At 31.3% G+C, this 18,352-nt stretch carries 17 protein-coding genes; 2 read left to right on the top strand and 15 right to left on the bottom strand.

Annotated elements, in window-relative coordinates; all coding sequences use genetic code 11:
- Nucleotides 1-65 precede the first annotated feature (65 nt).
- The 11 genes from hisIE to LCI24_RS07500 all read right to left on the bottom strand — a co-directional run bounded on the left by hisIE (nucleotide 66) and on the right by LCI24_RS07500 (nucleotide 10,981).
- Nucleotides 66-650 (bottom strand): bifunctional phosphoribosyl-AMP cyclohydrolase/phosphoribosyl-ATP diphosphatase HisIE, encoded by a 585-nt coding sequence (gene hisIE, locus LCI24_RS07550; protein WP_274639828.1) that lies wholly within the window; start codon nucleotides 648-650, stop codon nucleotides 66-68.
- Nucleotides 647-1,399, bottom strand: a complete 753-nt coding sequence (hisF, locus tag LCI24_RS07545) for an imidazole glycerol phosphate synthase subunit HisF (protein WP_274639827.1) — start codon at nucleotides 1,397-1,399, stop codon at nucleotides 647-649. The genes hisIE and hisF overlap by 4 nt, the downstream gene beginning before the upstream one ends.
- Before the next feature lie 3 nt (nucleotides 1,400-1,402).
- Nucleotides 1,403-2,119, bottom strand: a complete 717-nt coding sequence (hisA, locus tag LCI24_RS07540) for a 1-(5-phosphoribosyl)-5-[(5-phosphoribosylamino)methylideneamino]imidazole-4-carboxamide isomerase (RefSeq protein ID WP_274639826.1) — start codon at nucleotides 2,117-2,119, stop codon at nucleotides 1,403-1,405.
- A 13-nt stretch (nucleotides 2,120-2,132) separates the two neighbouring features.
- A complete protein-coding gene (hisH, locus tag LCI24_RS07535; protein ID WP_274639825.1) occupies nucleotides 2,133-2,714 on the bottom strand; it encodes an imidazole glycerol phosphate synthase subunit HisH in 582 nt (193 codons plus the stop codon).
- 84 nt (nucleotides 2,715-2,798) lie between these two features.
- The gene (gene hisB / locus LCI24_RS07530; RefSeq protein ID WP_274639824.1) at nucleotides 2,799-3,932 is read right to left on the bottom strand and encodes a bifunctional histidinol-phosphatase/imidazoleglycerol-phosphate dehydratase HisB; all 1,134 of its coding nucleotides are present in this window, start codon (nucleotides 3,930-3,932) and stop codon (nucleotides 2,799-2,801) included.
- A 14-nt stretch (nucleotides 3,933-3,946) separates the two neighbouring features.
- Complete coding sequence (hisC, locus tag LCI24_RS07525; RefSeq protein WP_274639823.1) at nucleotides 3,947-5,005, bottom strand: histidinol-phosphate transaminase; 1,059 nt, start codon at nucleotides 5,003-5,005, stop codon at nucleotides 3,947-3,949.
- The gene (gene hisD / locus LCI24_RS07520) at nucleotides 4,998-6,287 is read right to left on the bottom strand and encodes a histidinol dehydrogenase (protein ID WP_274639822.1); all 1,290 of its coding nucleotides are present in this window, start codon (nucleotides 6,285-6,287) and stop codon (nucleotides 4,998-5,000) included. The genes hisC and hisD overlap by 8 nt, the downstream gene beginning before the upstream one ends.
- A 90-nt stretch (nucleotides 6,288-6,377) precedes the next feature.
- Nucleotides 6,378-7,235: an ATP phosphoribosyltransferase gene (gene hisG / locus LCI24_RS07515; protein ID WP_274639821.1), complete on the bottom strand. Its 858-nt coding sequence runs from the start codon at nucleotides 7,233-7,235 to the stop codon at nucleotides 6,378-6,380.
- Between the two features lie 309 nt (nucleotides 7,236-7,544).
- Nucleotides 7,545-9,317: a translational GTPase TypA gene (typA, locus tag LCI24_RS07510; protein WP_274639820.1), complete on the bottom strand. Its 1,773-nt coding sequence runs from the start codon at nucleotides 9,315-9,317 to the stop codon at nucleotides 7,545-7,547.
- Nucleotides 9,318-9,509: 192 nt separating this feature from the next.
- Complete coding sequence (locus LCI24_RS07505) at nucleotides 9,510-9,818, bottom strand: LETM1 domain-containing protein (protein WP_274639819.1); 309 nt, start codon at nucleotides 9,816-9,818, stop codon at nucleotides 9,510-9,512.
- A complete protein-coding gene (locus tag LCI24_RS07500; protein ID WP_274639818.1) occupies nucleotides 9,818-10,981 on the bottom strand; it encodes a proline dehydrogenase family protein in 1,164 nt (387 codons plus the stop codon). Before LCI24_RS07500 ends, LCI24_RS07505 begins: the two co-directional genes overlap by 1 nt.
- Before the next feature lie 105 nt (nucleotides 10,982-11,086).
- Here LCI24_RS07500 and aroB point away from each other — a divergent pair, with 105 nt between their 5' ends.
- Entirely contained in the window at nucleotides 11,087-12,145 is a 1,059-nt protein-coding gene (aroB, locus tag LCI24_RS07495) for a 3-dehydroquinate synthase (protein WP_274639817.1), read from the top strand.
- A gap of 17 nt (nucleotides 12,146-12,162) precedes the next feature.
- Here the strand turns inward: aroB and LCI24_RS07490 are convergent, their stop codons facing one another.
- From LCI24_RS07490 to LCI24_RS07480, 3 genes are all read right to left on the bottom strand, one after another.
- Nucleotides 12,163-12,957: a patatin-like phospholipase family protein gene (locus tag LCI24_RS07490; RefSeq protein WP_121146782.1), complete on the bottom strand. Its 795-nt coding sequence runs from the start codon at nucleotides 12,955-12,957 to the stop codon at nucleotides 12,163-12,165.
- A 48-nt stretch (nucleotides 12,958-13,005) separates the two neighbouring features.
- Nucleotides 13,006-14,133 carry an N-acetyl-alpha-D-glucosaminyl L-malate synthase BshA gene (bshA, locus tag LCI24_RS07485; RefSeq protein ID WP_274639816.1) on the bottom strand — a complete coding sequence of 376 codons (1,128 nt, stop codon included), beginning with the start codon at nucleotides 14,131-14,133 and terminating at the stop codon, nucleotides 13,006-13,008.
- Between the two features lie 141 nt (nucleotides 14,134-14,274).
- The gene (locus LCI24_RS07480) at nucleotides 14,275-15,120 is read right to left on the bottom strand and encodes a transketolase (RefSeq protein ID WP_274639815.1); all 846 of its coding nucleotides are present in this window, start codon (nucleotides 15,118-15,120) and stop codon (nucleotides 14,275-14,277) included.
- Between the two features lie 320 nt (nucleotides 15,121-15,440).
- Between LCI24_RS07480 and LCI24_RS07475 the strand changes: the two genes are divergently transcribed.
- On the top strand, nucleotides 15,441-17,126 hold the full coding sequence (locus tag LCI24_RS07475) for an AraC family transcriptional regulator (protein ID WP_274639814.1): 1,686 nt from the start codon (nucleotides 15,441-15,443) through the stop codon (nucleotides 17,124-17,126).
- On the opposite strand, the gene LCI24_RS07470 is transcribed toward LCI24_RS07475, so the two are convergent.
- On the bottom strand, nucleotides 17,123-18,307 hold the full coding sequence (locus LCI24_RS07470; protein ID WP_274639813.1) for an asparagine synthetase B: 1,185 nt from the start codon (nucleotides 18,305-18,307) through the stop codon (nucleotides 17,123-17,125). The genes LCI24_RS07475 and LCI24_RS07470 overlap by 4 nt on opposite strands.
- Between the last annotated feature and the right edge of the window lie 45 nt (nucleotides 18,308-18,352).

Genomic DNA, 18,352 nt, shown 5'->3' with positions numbered 1-18,352 from the left:
TATTACAATCCAAATAGAAAGCTTATAAAACCTTCTATTTGGATTGTTACATAATTAACTACTTGTTAATTTCTATTTTTTAAAACTTCTTCTATATCAGTAATCGTAAAACCTTTGGCTTTTAGTAAAATTAAATAGTGATATAGTAAATCAGCAGCTTCGTTTTTAAATAAATCATCATTGTTATCTTTTGCTTCGATGACCACTTCTACAGCTTCCTCTCCTACTTTTTGAGCTACTTTGTTAATTCCTCTTTTATAAAGTTTATTAGTATAAGACGTTTCAACATTATTATCTATTCTGTCAGAAATAATACTTTCTAATGAATACAAAAAGCCTTTAGACGTTTCCTCTCCAAAGCAAGAAGTTGTTCCTTTATGACAAGTAGGTCCTTCGGGAGTAGCTTTAATCAACAAAGTATCACTATCACAATCTATTAGAATATCTTTTACCCATAAAAAGTTTCCTGATTCCTCACCTTTTGTCCAATGTCTATTTTTACTTCGGCTATAAAAAGTAACTTTTCCTTCTTTTTTCGTTTTAGTAAAGGCTTCTTCATTCATGTACCCTAACATTAGTACTTGTAAGGTGATATTATTTTGTATTACTACTGGAACCAACCCATTTCCTTTTGAAAAATCTATATTCATCGTATAGCTATGTTTTGTTTTTTTAATTCGTTTTTTAGTTCGGGTACCGGTATTTCACCAAAGTGAAAGATACTAGCAGCCAATCCTGCACTGGCTTCTGTTTTTGTAAAAACTTCTATAAAGTGCTCTACCTTTCCTGCACCACCAGAGGCAATCACAGGAATATTAACAGTTTTGCTTACCGCGTTAGTTACTTCAATATCAAATCCGTTTTTGGTACCATCACTATTCATAGAGGTTAATAATATTTCACCAGCACCTAATTTTTCTACCTCTTTTGCCCAACTCACTGTTTCTAATTCGGTTTCAAAAGTGCCTCCTTTAGTGAAGACTTTCCATTGTCCGTTTACATTTTTAGTATCAATGGCTACAACCACAAACTGACTTCCGAATCTATTTTTTAAATCAGTAATTAATTGCGGATTTTTTACTGCGGAAGAATTGATACTTACTTTATCGGCTCCTGCTTGTATTAAGGCCACTGCATCTTCAACAGTACTAATACCACCACCAACAGTAAATGGAATATTAATCTCTTGTGCAATTGTTTTTACCAACTCAACTAATGTTTTTCTGTTTTCTAAGGTGGCTGTAATATCTAAAAACACCAATTCATCTGCTCCTTGTTTTACATATTGTTTTGCTAATTCTACTGGATCTCCTGCATCCTTAATATCAATAAAATTAACTCCCTTTACAGTTCGTCCGTTTTTTATATCCAAACATGGGATAATTCTTTTCTTTAACATCTCTTAGCTTATAAATTCTTGTAATTCTTTTAAACTTATGTTTCCTTCATAAATGGCTTTACCTACAATGGCTCCTTCACAACCAATTTCTTTTAATCGATGTAAATCATTGATATTAGCTACTCCTCCACTCGCTATTAAGTTTACTGAGGTTTTACTCAAAATTTCTAAATATAAATCTAAAGAAGCGCCTTGTAACATTCCATCTTTAGCTACATCTGTACAAATAGTATTTGCAATACCTATTTCTTGATATTCACTTATAAATTCAACAACATCAACTTCTGAGGTTTGCAACCAACCATTGGTCGCAATTTTTCTGTCTTTACAATCTGCTCCCAAGATTATTTTATCCATACCATATTTAGTTAACCATCCAATAAAAACATCTGGATCCTTTACCGCTATACTTCCTCCTGTTATTTGATTTGCTCCACTTTCAAATGCTATTCGAGCATCTTCATCTGATTTTAGACCTCCTCCAAAATCAATTTTTAAATTGGTTTTCGTTGCTATTTGTTCTAATACTTTGTGGTTTATAATTCGACTAGATTTTGCGCCATCTAAATCAACAACATGTAAGTATTCTATTCCGTTTGTCTCAAACTCTTTCGCTACTTCTAACGGGTTCTCGTTATATATTTTTTTGGTATTGTAGTCGCCTTTTGTCAAGCGGACACATTTTCCATCTATAATATCTATTGCGGGTATAATTCTCATTTTTAATCTCTTTTTATAACTCTAAAAAATTCTTCAATAAATGCTCTCCAACATCGGCTGATTTTTCAGGATGAAATTGCATCGCGTAAAAATTATCTTGCTGCATAACGGTACTAAACGGAAGAATATAATCGCAGATTGCCAATGTGTTTTTAGACACTTCTGCATAATACCCATGAACGTAGTATACATCATCTTCTAGAGCTATGTTTGTAAACAGTTTAGATGATTTTAATTCAGAAAAATTATTCCACCCCATATGTGGGACTTTTTCTTTTGGAGGAAATTGTTTTGTACGCGCATCAAAAATGCCCAAACATCTAGTGTCTCCTTCTTCTGAATATGTACACATTAGTTGTAGTCCCAGACAAATTCCTAGTACAGGTTGCTTTAGAGAAACAATTAATTCATCAAGATTTCTTTCTTTTAAGTATTGCATTGCTGAACTAGCTTCTCCAACCCCTGGAAATATTACTTTACCTGCCGATTGTATTTCTTCTGGATTATCGGTAATAATACTTTCGTACCCCAAGCGAGTTAACGCATTTTGTACCGATCGTATATTACCTGCATTATATTTTATAATAGCTATCATATTTTAATTATGAATGATGAATTTTTAATTACAAATTATTTTCTCATACTATTGAGTAATTCATAATTTTTAATTCGTAATTGATTACAGAACTCCTTTTGTTGATGGTAAAACCATCTTCTCTACATCTCTTTTTACAGCTACTTTTATCGCTTTTGCAAAAGCTTTGAAAATAGCTTCTATTTTGTGATGTTCGTTAGTACCTTCTGCTTTGATATTTAAATTACATTTAGCACCATCTGTAAACGACTTAAAGAAGTGATAAAACATTTCCGTAGGCATTTTACCTATCATTTCTCGTTTAAAATCAGCTTCCCAAACCATCCAGTTTCTTCCACCAAAATCAATGGCTACTTGCGCTAAACAATCATCCATTGGTAAACAGAATCCGTAACGTTCAATCCCTAGTTTATTTCCCAATGCTTTATAAAACACTTCTCCTAATGCTATCGCTGTGTCTTCAATAGTATGGTGTTCATCTACTTCTAAGTCACCTGTTACTTGAATGTTCAAATCAACTTGACCATGACGCGCTATTTGATCTAACATATGATCGAAAAAAGCAATACCTGTATCAATCGTACTTTTCCCTGTTCCATCTAAATTTACTTCTATTTTTATTTGAGTTTCATTGGTGTTTCTTTCAATAGAGGCAGAACGTTCCTCCAATTTTAAAAACTCATAAATCGTATTCCAATCGTTACTCTCTAAAGCTATAAAATCGTCTAGTTCCTCTCTTTTTACAGTAATTTCATCAGTTCCTAAATTCGTTTCATCATTGATGTAAATTCCTTGAGCACCCAAATTTTTAGCGAGTTCTACATCGGTTAAACGGTCACCAATCACGAAAGAGTTTTTCAAATCATACTCTTTAGAAAAGTATTTTGTTAATAAGCCTGTGTTTGGTTTTCTTGTAGGTTGATTGTCTTTAGCAAAGGTTCTGTCAATGATTTCCTCTGCGAACTCAATACCTTCTTCTTTTAAGGTATTCATCACAAAGTTGTGTACTGGCCAAAACGTGTTTTCTGGATATGCTTCCGTTCCTAATCCATCTTGATTAGTGACTAACACTAATTCAAAATCGAGTTCTTTGGCTATTTTACTCAATCCTTGAAAAACTTTCGGATAGAATTGTAATTTCTCAAATGAATCTGTTTGTTCATCTGCTGGTTCTTTGATTAAGGTACCATCTCTATCTATAAATAATATTTTTTTCATCGTCTTTTTAAAATTTAAAGTGAATTTTCAACTTTATCAGATGTAACACTCAATTCTTTTAATGCTGTCATTAATTTTTTGTTTTCTTTCTCACTTCCTATTGTAATTCGTATGCAATTATTTACCAAGCTATTCCTGTTTCTCGTTATAATTTTTTGAGCTACTAATTGAGTATATAACTCATTCGCATTTCTAACCTCTATTAGTAGAAAATTAGCTTCTGAAGGATATACTTTTTTAACCAGTTCAACTTCCTCTAGCTGCTTTTCTAATTTTTCCTTTTCATTTAGAATTATATTTTTCTCAATTTCAAACTGAGCTAAATTATCTAGCTTATTAAGTACAGCTTCTTGATTTAAAGCACTAATATTATAAGGAGGTTTTACCTTATTATAGAGGTTTATAATATCAGAATTAGCATACGCTACTCCAACTCTAACACCTGCTAACCCCCATGCTTTACTAAAGGTTTGGCTAATAATTAGATTTTGATAGTTTTTTAATTGATTTATAAAAGATTCTTTAGTGCTAAAATCAATATAGGCTTCATCAATAATTACAATTCCTTTGAATTTACTAAGAATAAACTCAATTGTTTCATCTTCAAAGCAATTTCCTGTTGGGTTATTTGGTGAGCAGATGAATATTAATTTTAAATTTTCATCTTCTAAATAACGTTCTAAAACATCTGTATTTATCTGAAAATCTTGATTTAAAGCTAATTCAATTAATTCAATATCATTTATGGCTGCGGAAACATTATACATTCCATATGAGGGTTTAAAAGTTAGTGCTTTGTCTTTCCCTGGATTACAAAATATTCTAAATGCTAAATCGATTACTTCATCACTTCCATTTCCTATAAAGATTTGATTCTCATTTACACCTTTAATTTCAGACAATCGTTTTTTAATTGCCATTTGTTGTGGATCTGGATAACGATTCAAGTTACCAAATGGGTTCTCATTGGCGTCTAAATATACTTCAGCAATTCCTTTGAATTCATCTCTAGCAGAAGAATAGGCTTTTAGCTGTTGAATATTAGGTCGTACTATTTTTTCTAAATTAAACATTATTAAGCTCTTTTAATCTAACTGTTATTGCATTTTTGTGTGCTTGTAAACCTTCAGCTTCTGCCATCAATTCTATAGCTTCACCTAGGTTGTCTATACCTTCTTTAGTTACTTCTTGAAAGGTTATTTTCTTCACAAAACTATCTAACGAAACACCACTGTAGTTTTTTGCATAACCGTTTGTAGGCAATGTGTGATTGGTTCCACTAGCATAATCTCCAGCACTTTCACAACTATAATTTCCTAAAAATACTGAACCTGCATTCATAACTCCATCAATATATTCAGAAGCTTTTTCTGATGCTATAATTAAGTGTTCTGGTGCATACTCGTTACTAAAGTTTATACATTCTTCTTTAGAGTTAAAAACCACTGTAAAACTATTTTCTATTGCTTTTTTTGCTAGTTCTTTCCTAGGTAAACCTACTAGCTGTTTCTTTAACTCTACTTCCACATTTTTAGCAACTTCTTCGTTAGTAGTTACCAATACTGATTGACTGTCTGCTCCGTGTTCTGCTTGCGACAACAAATCAGCTGCTACAAATACAGGATTGCTAGTTTCATCAGCAATAACAAGTACTTCACTAGGACCTGCTGGTATATCAATAGCTACTCCTTGCTGTTGTACCAACTCTTTTGCCTTAGTTACAAATTGATTTCCTGGTCCTAAAATTTTATATACTTGAGGAATTGTTTCTGTTCCGTATGCCATAGCTCCAATTGCCTGTGCACCACCTACTTTAAAAATTTTAGTTACTCCTACTAAAGATGCAGTATATAAAATAGCTGCATTCACTTTACCTTCTTTATTGGTTGGTGTGCATAATATTATTTCTTTACAACCTGCTATTTTAGCAGGAACTCCCAGCATTAAAATTGAAGAAAATAAAGGGGCTGACCCTCCTGGAATGTATAAACCTACTTTTTCGATAGCAACATTCTTCCTCCAACATGTAACTCCTTTTGTTGTTATTACTTTTTTAGTTTCTTCTTTTTGAGAAGTGTGAAATTTTTCAATATTAGATTTTGCTAATTGTATAGCAGATTTTAACTCGTCTGAAACTAGTTTTTCTGCTTCTTCCAGCTCTTTTTCAGATACTTTTAAAGAGTTTAGAGAGACTCCATCAAATAATTGAGTATACTTTTTTAAGGCTTTATCTTTATTTAGTTTTACATCATTAAGTATGGTTTTCACAGTTTCTTGTAAGCTGTTTTCATTTATCGTAGCCCTTTTACAAAGTGAACTCCATGTTTGTGCTATTGGATTTTTTATAATTTTCATCTGTTTATTTTTATTGTTTTTAACTGTCATACCTCGACTGTAGTCCGTATAAGTACGAGGAAATAAATCCTTGGCTATTTTCCCCTGTGATTAAACAACCATTTTTTCTATTGGACACACCAAAATTCCTTCTGCTCCATTGTTTTTTAACTCATCTATAATTTCCCAAAACTGATTTTTATTTAATACAGAATGTACAGAGCTCCAACCTTCTTCTGCTAAAGGAAGTACTGTTGGGCTACGCATTCCTGGTAAGATATCAATGATTTTGTCTAGTTTTTCATTCGGAGCATTTAGCAACACATATCTTGATTGTCTTGCTTTTAATACTGATTGAAGCCTAAATTGTAACTTGTTAAGTATTGCTTGTTGTTTTTCTTGAATATTAGGTGAAACTGCCAATACAGCTTCCGATTTTAATAGAACTTCTACTTCTTTTAAGTTGTTTTTAAATAAAGTTGAACCACTAGATACAATATCACAAATTCCGTCTGCTAAACCTATATTTGGAGCTATTTCTACAGAACCGTTAATGATATGTAATTGTGACTTTATATTCTTCTCTTTTAGAAATTTTAAAACTGTGTTTGGATAAGAGGTTGCTATTTTTTTATTCTGAAAGTAATTTATTCCTGTATATTCTTCATTTTTAGGAATTGCCAAGGATACTTTACATTTCGAAAAACCTAGTTTTTCTATAAATTGAATTCCTTCTCCTTTTTCTATTAACAAGTTTTCTCCGATAATAGCTATATCAACAACTCCATCTTTTAAATACTGTGGAATATCTCCATTTCTTAAATAAAATATCTCTAACGAGAAATTACTTGCTGAAGCTTTTAATTGATCTTTACCGTTATCAATAGAAACTCCACAATCTTTTAAAATTTGTAAGGAGTCTTGATTAAGTCTTCCTGATTTTTGTATGGCTATTTTTAATTTACTCATTTCTAGTTTTGAATGGGGTTGAGTAAATCGTTTTTGAGAAGCTTGTTTCCTGGCGCCTTGGAAATAAAAAACCCGTTTGATTTACTCAAACGGGTTTAAAATATATCTTGATTTTATTCAATACATTTTCAGCTCGCTTGAGTGCAAGTATGAAAATGATGATGATGTAATTGAATAAAATTCATTTCTTTGTTTTTGTTGGTACAAATATCTGTAATAAAAATTGAATTATGCAAATTATTTTTAATAAAAAATAAAAACCACCTGAATTACAGATGGTTTCTATATTTATACCTAAAATAGGTTGTATTATTTTACGAAATTAATTTTACGCATACGTAAACTCTCTGGAGTAACTTCTAAGTACTCATCTGGTCTAATATACTCCATACATTCCTCTAGAGAAAAATCAATTTTTGGAGCAATTTTCACACCGTCATCAGAACCTGAAGCACGTACATTTGTTAACTTTTTCCCTTTAATTAAGTTAACTGCCATATCATCTGCTTTAGCATTTTCACCAACAACCTGACCTTTGTAAATCTCTTGGTTAGGGTCAATAAAGAAACGTCCTCTATCTTGTAAACGGTCAATTGCATAAGCAGTAGCTTTTCCTGTTTCAGAAGAAACAATAGCTCCTTTTAATTCTTCTGTAAAATCTCCTTTATAAGGTCCATATTCACTGAATCTATGGTTTATAATTGCTTGACCAGCTGTAGCTGTTAATATTTTATTACGTAAACCAATTAATCCTCTTGAAGGAATAGTAAATTCTAAGTGTTGTAAATCTCCTTTTGGCTCCATTACTAATAAATCTCCCTTACGTAAAGAAACTAGGTTAATTGCTTTAGAAGCTACATCTTCTGGAACATCAATTGATAGTGTTTCGTATGGTTCACTCTTAACTCCGTCAATATCTTTTAAAATTACTTGAGGACGACCTACTTGTAATTCATAGCCTTCACGACGCATAGTTTCAATTAATACTGATAAGTGTAATACACCACGTCCAAAAACGTTGAATTTATCTTCAGTATCAGTTTCATCAACACGTAAAGCTAAGTTTTTCTCCATCTCTTTAAATAAGCGATCACGTAAGTGACGAGAAGTTACAAACTTACCTTCTTTACCAAAGAATGGAGAATTATTAATAGTAAATAACATACTCATAGTAGGTTGATCTACTTCAATTCTTGGTAAAGCTTCTGGATTATCTACATCGGCAATAGTATCACCAATTTCAAAGTCATCTAAACCTGTTACTGCACAAATATCTCCACTACGAACTTTGTCTGCTTCAGCTTTACCCATTCCTTCAAAAACGTGTAATTCTTTAATACGGACTTTTTTAGTAGTTCCGTCTGCTTTACAAAGCATGTAGTCTTTGTTTTTTTCTAAATCTCCACGATATACACGCCCAATAGCTATTCTTCCTTTAAATGAAGAATAATCTAATGATGTAATTTGCATTTGTGGTGATCCTTCACGATAAGGTGCTTCTGGAATTGTTTCTAAAACAGCATCTAATAAAGGAATAATGTCTTCAGTTGGTTTTTGCCAATCTGTACTCATCCAACCATTTTTAGCTGAACCGTAAATAGTTGTAAAGTCTAACTGATCTTCATTTGCTTCTAAAGCAAACATTAAATCAAATACTTTTTCATGTACTAAATCTGGCGTACAGTTTTCTTTATCAACCTTATTCACTACTACGATAGGGGTCAACCCTAATTCAATAGCTTTTCCTAATACAAAACGTGTTTGAGGCATTGGTCCTTCAAAAGCATCAACCAATAATAAAACTCCATCTGCCATCTTTAATACACGCTCTACTTCTCCACCAAAGTCGGCGTGACCAGGAGTGTCAATTACATTAATTTTTACTCCTTTATAGTTTACTGATACATTTTTAGATAAAATGGTAATACCGCGTTCACGCTCTAAGTCGTTGTTATCTAATAATAAATCAGTACGCTCTTTACGTTCATCTAAAATTTTAGCTTGATCTATAATTTTGTCTACCAAGGTTGTCTTTCCGTGGTCAACGTGTGCTATAATAGCAATGTTTCTTATTGATTGCATTCGTGCTTATTTTGAAGCTGCAAAAGTAGTGTTTTATTGTTTACGATTTACGAAATTTTATTTATGAATTCGTAATGTTTTATTTAATGTGCTATAAAAACATCATTTTATATGCTTTTCTCTTATTTTTAAAGAGTATTGAGATTTTTTTATTTTTTATCTTATTCAAATAAAAAATAATTTATAGCGAAGTTATTCTAGTTTCGGATCTTCTAATTCCTCATCATCTTCTTTAAAGGCGCTTGGCAGAATATCTGGAATTAATTTTATAAGTAAAGGCAAAAGTAATGCTCCACCTGGCAGCATAAACACTGTAAATGCAGGAATCGCTTTACAAATATCAAGTGTTTGTTCTTTTACTTTTGCCTTTTCTTCATCTGTTAATGAAGTTGTTAGTGATTTTCTAACAAGAAAGATAAGCTCCTTACTTTCTTGGAGCTCTTTAGCTAATCTTTTTTTGTTTTTATTGATAGCTACTTTTATTTCATCAACTGTATTCATTAAAGCTTTCTACGTGCTTTTTCTGTTTTAAGTAAATTCAATTCTCTTGAAGTTTGTCCAGCTACAGAAGTATTTTCCTCTGCCCTACGTATTAAATACGGCATAACGTCACGAACAGGCCCAAAAGGAACATACTTCGCCACATTGTATCCTTCTTTAGCTAAATTAAAACTAATATGGTCGCTCATTCCATATAATTGACCAAACCACATACGTTTATCATTAGCCGAAATATTATGCTCTTTTGCTAAATCCATCAATAAATATGAACTATCTTCATTATGGGTTCCTGCAAAAATTGCCATATTCTTATGATCCATCATATAACGAACTGCTTCGTTATAATTATCATCAGTTGCTTGTTTATCAACACAAATAGGAGATTCATAACCATTTTCTTTGGCTCTTTCACGTTCTTTCTCCATATAAGCTCCACGAACCACTTTCATTCCGATATGATATCCTTTTTGGTGAGCTCTTTGATGTAAGTTTCGTAAGTACTCCATACGATCGTGACGATACATTTGTAACGTGTTGAAAACAATAGCTTTTTCTTTATTGTAAATTTCCATTAACTCTTCAATTAAATCATCAGCAGCATCTTGCATCCAACTTTCTTCAGCATCTATCAATAACGGAACATCTTTAGCTTTTGCTGCTTTACATACAGTATGAAAACGCTCTACAACTCTATCCCACTCTACTTTTTCTTCTGAAGTTAACTCTTTACCTTCAGTTAATTTTTGATATAAAGCGAAACGCCCAAAACCTGTTGGTTTAAAAACTGCATAAGGTATAGATTGTTTTTCTTCAGCAAAATCAATTGTTTTCAAAGTCATTTTTAAAGCATCATCAAACTGAGCTTCATCTTCCTTTCCTTCTACTGAATAATCTAAAATACTATGTACATTACCTTGTTCGTACATTTTTTCGATATTCGGTAAGCAATCATCTTCACTTACTCCTCCACAAAAATGATCGAAAACTGTTGAACGGATTAACCCTTCAACTGGTAAATGTGCTTTTAAAGCAAAGTTTGTTACCGCAGTACCTATTCTAACCATTGGCTGGCTCTGAATCATTTTAAACAAAAAATATGCACGTTCTAACTCTGAGTCAGATTTTAATTTAAAAGCAGTTTCTGTATTGTCAAAAAGTCTCATTATCGAGGTAATATTATATCTTAATTTATAGAGACAAATATAATTGAGTAGACTGATATATTTTAATTTTTTCTATTTAATTTCGCCTTATATTTTTTTGTTATTATGACTACAATTAACGCGGCAACATACCCTATTCATTTTGAAGAAAAAGGCTATAATGAATTAACTTCTTTAGTTTCTGAAAGAGATTATTCTTCAGTTTTTATTTTGGTGGATGACAACACTTTAGATTGTTGTTACCCTCGATTTATGCAATTATTTGCTACAGATAAGCCGATTGAAGTTATTCAAATTGATGCTGGTGAGGTTCACAAGAATATAGAAACTTGTATGGGCGTTTGGAATGTAATGACTGAATTAGGTGCTGACAGAAAAAGCTTGCTAATAACTTTAGGTGGTGGTGTTATTACTGATTTAGGTGGTTTTGTTGCTTCTACTTTTAAGCGTGGAATTGATTTTGTAAACATTCCTACTACCTTGTTAAGCATGGTAGACGCTTCTGTTGGTGGTAAAACAGGTGTTGATTTAGGTGTATTAAAAAATCAAATTGGTGTATTTGCTAATCCTGAGTTAATTATTATTGACCCCGAATACTTGCATACAGTAACTCCTAGAGAAATTCGTTCTGGCACTGCAGAAATCATTAAGTATGGAATGACTCATGATATTCGTTTGTTCAATGAAATTAAAGATAACGATAAACTAAATATTGTTGATTTGATTCATCGTTCGATAGAAATTAAGAATGAAGTTGTTTTGGAAGACCCTAAAGAACAAGGAGTTCGTAAAGTTTTAAATTGGGGACATACTATTGGACATGGTGTAGAGTCTTATTTTTTAGAGAACCCGAAAAAAGAAGCCTTAACACATGGTGAAGCTATTGCTATTGGAATGGTTTGCGAAGCTTATTTATCATCAAAAATTTTAGGTTTTTCTGAAGATAAAGTCTCTGAAATAAAAGATGCTATTATTAAAATATATGGTAAAGTAGCGTTATCAGAAGAAGATTTTCAACCTATTCTTGAGTTAATGAAACACGATAAAAAGAATGTAGGAGGAGAAATTAACTTTGTACTCCTTAACGATTATGAAGATTTTAAAATAAATAGTAAAGCTTCTGATGAATTAATCAAAGAAAGTTTACAGTTTTATAATTCATAAAGAGTTTTTATATCTCTTTATTTTAGTTTTCCATTTATATACTCCTTGGCTGTTTTATAAATAGCATCTACTTCTTTAGTACTGAATCCACTAAATTCACCTAAAGGAAAACAAATAGTGGCATATGTTTTAAAAAACTTATGTTCTTCTGAAGATAACATCAAAAGCTTAGATGTGTGTGCTAAAACTTTTAAAGTTGTATTTAATTCTTCGCTTGTTTTTTCAGAAGGATATACTACATAACTTCCTACAATAGGATATTCAGAATCTTTGAATGGTGTAGTTGGAAAGTTATCTATTATTCCTCCATCAGAATAAAGCATATCGTTTATTTTCACAGGATTGAATAAGCCTGGTAATGCGCATGAAGCCAAAACTGGTTTTAATAACTCACCTTCATGAAAATACTCAGTTGTACCTCTATTTAAATTGGTTGTTGAAACCGTTAAAGGTATCTCTAACTCTTCAAATGTTGGTTTAATTTTATCTTTAATTAATCTTGCATAATTCGAGGAATTAAAAATTCCAGGTTTAGCAATCGTTATCCATGTAAACTGGAAAATTTCTGTAGTTTTAAAGAAGTTTAATATTTCTTTTGGCCTCATTCCTGAAGCATACATAGATCCTACTAGAGAGCCTGAACTACAAGCCGAAATAGCGTTAATTTTAATGTTCAACTCTTCAAGTTTTTCTAATAAAGCAATATGAGCCACTCCTTTTTCTGCTCCTCCACTCAACACTAAATTAATTGGTACATTAGTGTCAAGGTTTTTTATTTTTTCAAGAGAACATTGATATTTTTCTTTAATCATCTTTTTCTATTTATTAGCTTTCTTAAATATAACACAATAATTCTGTTATTAACTCACATAACATTTTTTATAGAGTTTTTCATAAGCTGGCAGAATATTATCTAATGAAAATAACTTAATATGTTCTTTAGCATTTTCTTTAAACTCATTTAAAACCGTATCATCTTTTAGGATATTAATTGCATTATTGGCCATACCTTCAATATCACCTAACTCACTTAAAAAACCTGTTATTCCATTAATATTTACTTCTGGTAAACCTCCTGTATTTGTAGAAATAACCGGTGTACTTGCAGCCATAGCTTCTAAAGCTGCTAACCCAAAACTTTCTGTTTCAGACGGTAATAAAAACACATCTGTATAACATAATATTTTTGCAACCTCTGTACTATTTCCCATAAAAAGAACCTTGTCTTCAATTCCTAACTCTTTAGCTAAATTTTCTGCTTTTAAACGTTCTGGTCCATCACCAACCATCAATAATTTCGAAGGAACTTCTTTTTGAACTTTATTAAAAATTCGAATTACATCGTCAGTACGTTTTACAGGTCTAAAATTACTTATATGTGTTAATATTCTCTCTTCTGGTTTAGCCAATGCTTCTCTTTTACACTCTCCTTCATGTGCCTTATCATACTTCTCTCCATCAATAAAGTTATATACTACTTTAATATCTTTTTCAATATTAAATAATCGAAGTGTATCTTCTTTTAAACTGTTGGATACGGCAGTAACTTCATCCGATTTGTTTATACTAAATTCTACTGCTGTTTTGTATGTTGGGTGGCTTCCTACCAAGGTTATATCTGTACCATGTAGTGTTGTTACAACCTTTACATCAATCCCTTTATCTTCAAGCATCTTTTTTGCCATATAGGCAGCATATGCATGTGGAATCGCGTAATGTACATGTAATACTTCAAGGTCATATTTTTGTACTACTTCCACCATCTTACTAGATAAAGCTAACTCGTAAGGTTGATATTGAAATAGTGGATATTCTTCTAAAACAACTTCATGAAAATGTAAACGGTGAGAAAAGAAATCTAATCGAACAGGTTGATTGTAAGTTATAAAATGTACTTCGTGTCCCTTATCTGCTAATGCCATTCCTAATTCGGTTGCTACTACTCCACTTCCTCCAAAGGTAGGATAACATACAATTCCTATTTTCATGTGTATCTGTTGATTATTTTTTGAATATGATTACTGACGTAAATTTACGGTATTACTTACTTTTTTTTGTAAAGATTTTCATAAAATAAAACGCCATTACGTAGTGTAATGGCGTTTTTAATATTAATTATAAAGTTTATCTTAATAATCTCCTAAAGTTTCAGGGTTTTGAGCTAAAGCAATCTCTAATTGTTCATCATTAGGTGCTTTACCATGCCATGCATGTGTATGCATCATAAAATCAACTCCATTCCCCATTTCTGTACGTAATAATACACAAACTGGCTTTCCGTTACCTGTACGTGATTTTGCTTCTGCCATTCCTGCTAAAACAGCCTCAACGTTATTGCCTTCTGCAATCTCTACAACATCCCAACCAAAAGCTTCAAATTTAGCTTTTAGGCTTCCCATAGCTAAAACTTCATCAGTAGATCCGTCTATTTGTTTTTCATTTACATCTACCGTAGAAATTAAATTGTCAACTTTTTTAGCCGCTGCATACATAACAGCCTCCCAAATTTGACCTTCTTGTAACTCTCCATCACCATGTAATGAATATACAGTTTTGTTATCACCATCTAACTTTTTTGCCTGAGCAGCACCAATAGCAACACTCATACCTTGACCTAACGACCCAGAAGCAATACGGATCCCTGGTAAATGCTCGTGTGTAGTTGGGTGTCCTTGTAAACGAGAGTCTAATTTTCTAAATGTATCTAACTCGGCTACAGGAAAAAAACCGCTACGAGCTAAAACACTATAATAAACTGGCGAAATATGTCCGTTTGATAAAAAGAATAAATCTTCGTTTTTACCATCCATAGAAAAATCAGTAGAATAATCCATGATTTCTTGGTATAAACACGTAAAAAATTCTGCACATCCTAAAGATCCTCCTGGATGTCCTGAATTTACAGCATGTACCATGCGTACTATGTCTCTACGAACTTGTTGTGTAAACTCTTGTAATTGTTGTGTTGTTGGCATTATTGTTTTGTTTTATGCCCACAAATGTAATTGATTATGGAAAAATGAGCAATTACTTTTTTATTTAAGTAAAAGAAAAAGGGTTCATCTAAATTAAGTTTTCTTTTTCGTTTAATTTTCCCGTTCTAATGAATCGCTATTGAACCCTTTATTTACATGATTCAAATAACTTATTTGTTTATTTTATTTACAAATAGTTATACACGGATTTTATAAAAAACGAGTTACAATAAAACATAACAAACTCATTTTTAAAATCTTACACACAAAATGAAGTCAAGTTTTTTTGGTACTTTTGAATTCAAGTTGATTATATTGTTATGAAAAAAACATTTTTTTTATTTCTTATTATGGGATTTAGTTTAGACATTTTCTCTAAAGTCCAAATAAAGAAAGATACTTTATCTCAAAAAAAATTTCAAGAACTAGTTGATTCATTTTATGAAAACAAGCATAATACCTCAAAAGCGGCTATATATGCTAAAGCTATTTATAATAAAGCTATTATTGAAAATGACACCATGAACATGTTGCATGGAAAGTTTTTTTTAGCTGATATTTTAAATGATAAAAACATTTATATACGTTTTTGTGATTCTTTGATAAATATTACTAAAAAGCATCCTTCAAAAAATTTCCCTTCTGCAATATATTATCATAAATCAGTATTTTATTTTAACGAAGGAATAAATAGTAAAGCTTTAGAAGAGTTAACACTAAGCAAGCAAACTTTAAGAAAAAATGATAGTCTAAAACATTTACTATTTATCCAGCTCGCTATGATTAAAAGCTCAGTTGGAGAAGTTGAAAACGCAATAGATCTTTATAAAAAAGCTTACTTATTCGCTAAACAAAAAAAGTACTTAAGTCATCAAGATTTCTCTACTCTCTCTTTAAATATAGCTTCCGCTTACAAAAAACTTAATAAAATAGATTCTGCATTTTTTTATAATAATGAAGCAGTAAGCTTGTATGAAAAAATAAATGATAGTTTGAGTTTAGGGTATTCTTTTTATGTATTAGGTAGTATAGAAAATAGAAGGAAAAATTATAATGAATCAATTATTTCATATAAAAAATCTATACCTTATATCATTAGTGACGAGAATTACAGAATTTTAATCAGGGCCTATGTTAAAATTGGGGTTCAATATAACTACTTAAAAAATAAAAAGAATGCCTTAAAATATCATCTAAAAGCAGACTCTTTGTTTAATGTAAGAGAGATTCCTAGTAAATATTTAGAAGACACTTATAAATATTTAATCAACCATAGTAAAAATAATAAAAACTTAAGGAAACAATTATTATACATAAATAAGTTATTGAAAATAAAGGATTTTAAGTTAAATGAAGAAAATAAAATAAAGGAAACGCTCACTGAGGAATACGACATCCCTAACTTATTATCAGAAAAAAAGCAAGTAATAAAAGAGCTAGAAAAGGAAATTAATGAATCTAAGAGAAATAAAGTAGTGTATATTTCTTTATTAACATTATCATTTGTTTTAGTAGGGTACCAAGTCAGAAGAAAAAAAACTTTAAAAAAACGTTTTATAGCATTAGCAAATCAAAACAAAACTGTAGATAAAAAAGAATCAGAGACTATACCACAACAAACCATTAATAAACATGAACTTTCTAACGAAACTATTGATCTTATTATTAATGGACTTGAAGCTTTTGAAAAAAATGCAGATTTTTTAAACTCTAAAATCAACTTACAACTATTAGCTGACAGGTTAGATACCAATACAAGCTACTTATCGAAAGTAATCAATCAACACAAAAAAAACTCTTTTTCTAGTTATATAAATCAACTTAGAATTGAATACGCTATTGAAAAACTTAAAAGTGATACTCTCTGGAGAAAGTACACGATAAAAGCTATTGCGAAAGAAGTTGGTTTTAAAAATGCTGAATCTTTTTCGAGAGTTTTCTATAAATTTACAGGTATTAAACCTTCTTATTTTATTAAAGAATTAGAAAAATCTGAAAAAAATTAAGTCTTCTGCTTTTTCTTTTTAGCTGCAGGAAACAGTACATTATTCAATATTAAACGATATCCTGGTGAGGTTGGATGTAAATCTAATTCTGTTTTAGGATCTCCTACCCTATGCTGGTAATCTTCAGGATCGTGTCCCCCATAAAAAGTAAACATTCCTTTTCCTTTAGTTCCGTGAATGTAACGCCCTTCTCTATTTGTTTTATTTTCTCCTAAAACAATAATAGTAGATTTTATAGTATTGGGGTCAAAAGATGTTGTTTGCCCCATAAAACCTTTTACCAGCATAGTGTGGTTCTGGGTAAGCATTGTTGGAACTTGATCCCATTTTGCAGAAAATTCTTTTAATACAAAGTAGTCTACTTCTTTTCTTATTCTTCGTTTACGAGTCATATCTATTGAAGAGAACTCATACGTAGTAGGATTCCGAATCAATTCAAAATCTTTAAACGCAAATGTTTTATTAAAATTTATTTTCGATTGGTAATTAGGTTCTGAAGCATCACCATCAAACATTCCTTCACAAATATCTACACCATCTGCAGCCAGCGCAATATCAAAACTATCGGTTGCAGAGCACATCGCAAACATAAACCCACCACCTACTACATAATCACGTATCTTTTTAGCCACGGCACCTTTTTCTTCTGATACTTTACTATACCCTAATTTTGTAGCCAAAGCTTCAGCGTCTTTTTTCTGCTGAATGTACCAAGGAGCTGTTCTAAAAGCTCCATAAAAGCGTCCGTACTGTCCAGTAAAGTCTTCATGATGTAAGTGTAGCCATTCATATAGCAATAGTTTATCATTAAGTACTTCTTCATCATATACTACATCAAATGGAATTTCAGCATATGTCAGTACCATAGTTACTGCATCATCCCAAGGCATTTTATCTTTAGGTGAATATACCGCTATTTTAGGTGCCTTTTCTAGGGTTACCGCTTCTTGATTTTTTGATGGCGATGAAATTTCTTCTAAAATTAATGCTGATTTAGCATCTGAAATGATTTGATAGGATACACCTCGTATTTTACATTCTTTTTCTACTGCTTCATTATTTTCAATTAAGAAAGCACCTCCATCATAATTCAATAACCATTTTGCCTTCAACCCATTTTCTAAAGCATAGTAAACAATTCCGTATGCTTTTAAATGATTTTTTTGATTTTCGTTACTCATAGGTACATAAATAAAGGATGCCCATAGCGAGTTAGAAAAAAGAAA

It is taken from the genome of Tenacibaculum larymnensis, from assembly GCF_028829235.1.
In the GTDB taxonomy this organism is placed as follows: domain Bacteria; phylum Bacteroidota; class Bacteroidia; order Flavobacteriales; family Flavobacteriaceae; genus Polaribacter; species Polaribacter larymnensis.
This window is presented reverse-complemented; position numbering and strand designations above follow the sequence as displayed.